The sequence below is a fragment of the Anabaena sp. AL93 genome, from assembly GCF_001672085.1.
Taxonomy (GTDB): Bacteria; Cyanobacteriota; Cyanobacteriia; order Cyanobacteriales; family Nostocaceae; genus Dolichospermum; species Dolichospermum heterosporum.
The window spans coordinates 1-4,683 of record NZ_LJOU01000181.1; the positions used below are offsets into that span (position 1 = coordinate 1).

General features: G+C 40.5%; 5 protein-coding genes. 3 read left to right on the top strand and 2 right to left on the bottom strand.

The window, feature by feature from the left end; translation table 11 throughout:
• Both AN486_RS26110 and AN486_RS26115 read right to left on the bottom strand, forming a co-directional pair.
• Nucleotides 1–1,819: penicillin-binding protein 2 (locus AN486_RS26110; protein ID WP_290603016.1), on the bottom strand; the 1,819-nt coding region annotated here is incomplete at its 3' end.
• 319 nt (nucleotides 1,820–2,138) lie between these two features.
• Nucleotides 2,139–2,804, bottom strand: coding sequence for a hypothetical protein (locus AN486_RS26115; RefSeq protein WP_053540769.1), 666 nt, complete (start codon nucleotides 2,802–2,804; stop codon nucleotides 2,139–2,141).
• Between the two features lie 327 nt (nucleotides 2,805–3,131).
• On the opposite strand from AN486_RS26115, the gene AN486_RS26120 reads away from it, so the two are divergent.
• The 3 genes from AN486_RS26120 to AN486_RS26130 all read left to right on the top strand — a co-directional run bounded on the left by AN486_RS26120 (nucleotide 3,132) and on the right by AN486_RS26130 (nucleotide 4,659).
• The gene (locus tag AN486_RS26120; protein WP_053540770.1) at nucleotides 3,132–3,392 is read left to right on the top strand and encodes a hypothetical protein; all 261 of its coding nucleotides are present in this window, start codon (nucleotides 3,132–3,134) and stop codon (nucleotides 3,390–3,392) included.
• A gap of 243 nt (nucleotides 3,393–3,635) precedes the next feature.
• Nucleotides 3,636–4,343 carry a glutathione S-transferase family protein gene (locus AN486_RS26125; protein ID WP_053540771.1) on the top strand — a complete coding sequence of 236 codons (708 nt, stop codon included), beginning with the start codon at nucleotides 3,636–3,638 and terminating at the stop codon, nucleotides 4,341–4,343.
• Between the two features lies 1 nt (nucleotide 4,344).
• Entirely contained in the window at nucleotides 4,345–4,659 is a 315-nt protein-coding gene (locus AN486_RS26130) for a hypothetical protein (protein WP_039202035.1), read from the top strand.
• The last annotated feature ends 24 nt before the right edge of the window (nucleotides 4,660–4,683 follow it).

Below are 4,683 nucleotides of genomic sequence, written 5' to 3' on the forward strand. Positions count from 1 at the left end.
GGGTTGACAGACTACTAGGTGGAATTTGTTCAATAGGAATTAGTGATTCCATTACAGTTTTAACAATTGGTGCAGCTACAGTAGAACCATAGGCATTTTCTCCCTTTGGTTCATCCACAACTGCAAACACCACATAACGGGGAGATTCCACAGGCAAAATAGCGACAAAACTGGTAATTCTTGCACCTTTAATATATCCACCATTAGGACTAGCTTTTTGCGCTGTTCCTGTTTTGCCACCAATCCGATATCCTGAAATTCTCGCTGCTTTACCAGTACCGGAATTGACTACTGTTTCCATCATTTCCACAACCTTTTGGGTGGTTGTAGGTGAGAAAATTTGTCTTGGTTCTGGAAGAGTACGTGAATAGTGCATTCCGCCCTTGGTATCAATCAGTCCTCGGACTACATGAGGTGTGACTAATTTGCCCCCATTAGCTAATGCACCGTGTAGTTGTACCAGTTGTAATGGAGTGAGAGAAAAGCCTTGTCCAAAAGATGTGGTAGCTGGTTCAATGGCTGAAGAAATAAATTGTTCTTGACTTTTTAATTGACCACTAACTTCAAAGGGTAAATCTGTTTCAACTTTTTGTCCTAACCCTAAACGTTCTAGCCAGTTGTAGTATATGGATGGTTTTATTCGTTGAATCATTCTCACCATACCAATGTTACTAGAAGTTTGTAAAATTTCAGGAATAGTTAATCGGCGATAACCAGTTTTTTCGGCATTTTTGATTGTATGTGTGCCGATTTTAATAGAACCAGGATCTTCAAAAGTGTCATCTGGTTTGATTGCACCATTTTCGAGAGCGATCGCCACATTCACCGGCTTAAAAGTTGATCCCGGTTCATAAAGATCAGCCACAGTCCAATTTTTGAACAGAGAAATATCAGACTTAGCATATTGATTCGGATTATAGGTAGGCTGAGAAACCAAAGCCAATAAAGAACCATCCACTGCATCCATGACAATCACTGCACCCCGTTTGGCACTAAATTTAGTCATCTGTTCTTTTAAGGCTGCACGGGCTACCCGTTGCACACGACTATCAATAGTCAATTGCATTTTTAAATCATCAGAATTCAGAAATCCCTCGGTCACATAATCTGGCATCAACGACCCATTTCCCGACTTACTCATCCGCACTGTTTGTCCAGAACGTTCTAGTAACTTCTCCTGACTATATTCCACACCAGCTTGACCACGACGGTCAAGATTAACATAGCCCACGACATCCGCCACTAAATCATCTTGGGGATAAAATCGGGAGTATTTTTGAATAAACTCAAACCCATTCAAACGCAGTGATATTAACTTATCAGTAATATCTTCAGAGACCCCAGAAGCTAGTAAAATTCCACTTCGTTTACTTTGGAATGTTTTCACCAAATCGGCCTTTTCTTTGCCGATAATTGGCGCGATTTTCTCCGCGATTTCTTCCTGGGATAGCTCGAATAACTTAGGATGACTATATACAGTATAAACGGGACGATCAATAGCCAACACATTATTACCCCGATCCACTACCGGACGACGAGGCATATAAGGGCGCACATTCACCATTTGCTGATTTCGCGCCTTCTTAGTCAGCTTTTTTCCCTGAACAATTTGTAATTGATATAAATTAAATACCAAACCTACCATAGCAATCATTAACATACCCCATACAGCAAACAGTCGTAATTGAATGTTAGGTGGAGTTTCCGGTGTTTTTGGCTCAATATTTTCTGATTGAGTCTGTCTAGAAAACTTTCGTTTGCGTCTGAATTCTAAATTACGTAGATTTCTAAGTTGTGTTTTAAGTGATGACTTTAGCATGAGTCAGGAGTTCAGGAGGTAGGGGCGCAGGGCCTGCGCCCATTCAAGAGTATGGCTAACGCCACGCTGCGCTATCAGGATTTCAGGAGAAAGAAGAAAGAAGAAAAAGATTAACTAACGACGAATGACCAATGACCAATGACTAAGTAGTGAGACAGAATTAATTACACAATGTCATTGCGTTAGCGTGGCGTTAGCCATATGGAACGAAGTCAAATGAAGCAATTCCAAGGGTTGTGATTGCTTCCCTTCGCTCGCAATGACTGTAAATATTTTTGTCCAATTACTTAATAACCGATGACCGATGACCAATGACCAATTAATATCCTAATGGAGAAGGGGGTTCAGGTTGCGGTTCTGGTTGAGAAGTTGAGAATGACGACCGGGGATAATTATTAGATGTTGGTGGTAAGAAAATTGTCCCCTTAGAAGTTGGTGATACCAGTTCCGTACCGGGCTGTTCCGCTTCCTGTGCCATTTTGCTAGTTAGTGTCGCATTAGCAGTATTTAACTGTCGCTCATGACGTTGTAAGCTTTGTAGCTTACGGTAAGAATCACTCCAAATCTCTTGTGAATATACAGTCCAACCATAAACTATTAATGTTGCTACCACTAATAAAAATGCTAAAATTGACGAATAGCGATTGACCATATATATACGTAGTAACCATTCAGGCATGGCTGGAGTGTGACTCATCCTATAAGCAGCAGTATTTGATTGTCTATTAATATCAGTAGTTTGTTGTTTACCCGCGTCTAAACTTGAGGTGCGAATTGCTGTTTTATTTCGGCGAGAACCTAAGAAATTCAGCCAAGCATTTCGGGGACTAGACGATTTAACTGCGATCGCTTCACTATCTAATCGGGAGGAACTCTGGCTTTTTTTATTCAAATTTCGAGAACGTCGCTTATTCAATGACGCAGGAGAATTGCCCCAGAACCAGGTATTTTTTGCGGAAACTGCTGATTTACGTTCAAAACCCATGATTTTTCTGATAATAAATACTTTATTTTTGACTTAATTAGATTTTGCCCAAAGTTACAAAAAAAGGGAACAGGAAATATCCAAGTTTTCAATCTCTCTCTTTTCAGGGGGATTTCACCCTTCTCTTTAGCAAATTTTCAGGACAAGAATTGAGACCATTCTAACCGTTAATTACATCCTATTTGTGTTACATATAATCTACAAGTATGTTACAAAAAAGAATGGGTTGAAATATGTAATCAGAAAGTCCTTAAAAAAAATCAATAAATAAGGTATCTTATTCAACAGGCGAAAGATTTTATTGCCACAATTGGTGAAAGAGGAGTTATGAAGACAAAAATTTTTGGTTTGGCTCTAATGTTAAGTCTGGCTACCATGCTTGGAGCTTGTGACGGTGGTAGTCAACCAGCAGGTACTACCAGTTCTCCAGCAGCAACAACAGGTGGCGAACCAGCAGATACTGGTGCTACCCCCGCGGCGACCACATCTCCTGATGCGGCAACATCTCCTGCTGCGACCACATCTCCCGCAGCTACTACATCCCCTGCTGCGACCACATCTCCTGAGGCTACTCCCAAAAAACCTTAGTATAGGGTAGAGTATTAACCTCTCCTGGGTAGTTGATATCTTTAAAAATTATTTTCTACAAACCTCTACTGAGAAAGTTAAGATAGTTTGTAGATTAAGGAATAAAGATTCAACTGCCTAAGGGCGTTAAGTTGGGTAAAAAAGAGCAACATTCATCAGGTTTTGCTTCTGGGCTAGATTCAGTTCTCGCCCAGTCTGATTTTTTAATATTTGTTTTGCCAGTAACCAAAGTAATCTCAATATATGCTGTTACTGCAATTTAGTACATCTCATTATTGTCGCAAAGCCAGATTGGCATTGGGTTATAAAGGAATTAATTATCAAACCGAAAATCTCACTCCAGGGCTGCACATCTTGAGGCTAAAGTCCTTAACTGGATTGACAACATTACCCGTCCTGTTACCCCAAATTGTCGGACAACCCCAAGCTATTGGCGACTCTACGGAAATTTTTAAATTTTTAGAAAGCTATCAACCCGAACCTACCTTGTTTCTACCCAATTTAGAACAGCAAACTCAAGCTGCGATGTTAGAAGACTGGTTAGATGAAAGTATAGGCACGGCTACTAGATTTGTATATTATCAATTTCGCGCTGGTGAAGGTAAGGACATTGACCCATCACTATTTAGTCAAATGGTGATTAAAGTAGTTAGACAACAATATGGTATTAATGATACTACCGTTGAATTAGCTAAAAAAAGACTCGCTAATGCCTTGTCATTATTGTCTATGTATTGGCAAAAAGGTGATTATTTAGTGGGTAGCCGCTTGAGTATAGCTGATATTGCAGCGGCGGCTTTGTTGAGTCCTTTAGCACTAATTCCCGATTATCGTCAGGCATATCCACAGATTTTTGCACGAATTATCAATATCCACCAGTTATGTGGTGAACCATTGCCACCAGGACTTGAGGACGTAGGGGCGCAGGGACTGCGCCCAATCAGGAGTTAAGATGAAACGGATACTGCTAGTTATTTTGAGTGTTACTACTAGTATTTTAATCGGGTTTAGTGGTCATAGTAGTAAAGTCGTGATGGCATTACCACCACAAGCAGATATACCAGAGGAGATATTGCGAACAGAGATTATTCTAGCAGCGCGATCGCCCATTGATGGCAGAATCCTCACGCCCGCAGAATATGCCGAATTGCAAGCACAAATGCAAATAAGTCCACCACCACGTTTAGCCTCCGGTATCCGCGATAAAGTATTTTTGCTGCAACTACGCAAAACATTATTACAACTTTTCCCATTTTTAAGTATTTAATTAGGGAATAGGGGGTAGGGGAGG

Bases quoted from the DNA above. Each gene is read 5' to 3' on its own strand.
- AN486_RS26115 (WP_053540769.1), bottom strand. From the start codon at position 2,804: ATGGGTTTTGAACGTAAATCAGCAGTTTCCGCAAAAAATACCTGGTTC.
- AN486_RS26120 (WP_053540770.1), top strand. From the start codon at position 3,132: ATGAAGACAAAAATTTTTGGTTTGGCTCTAATGTTAAGTCTGGCTACC.
- AN486_RS26125 (WP_053540771.1), top strand. From the start codon at position 3,636: ATGCTGTTACTGCAATTTAGTACATCTCATTATTGTCGCAAAGCCAGA.
- AN486_RS26130 (WP_039202035.1), top strand. From the start codon at position 4,345: ATGAAACGGATACTGCTAGTTATTTTGAGTGTTACTACTAGTATTTTA.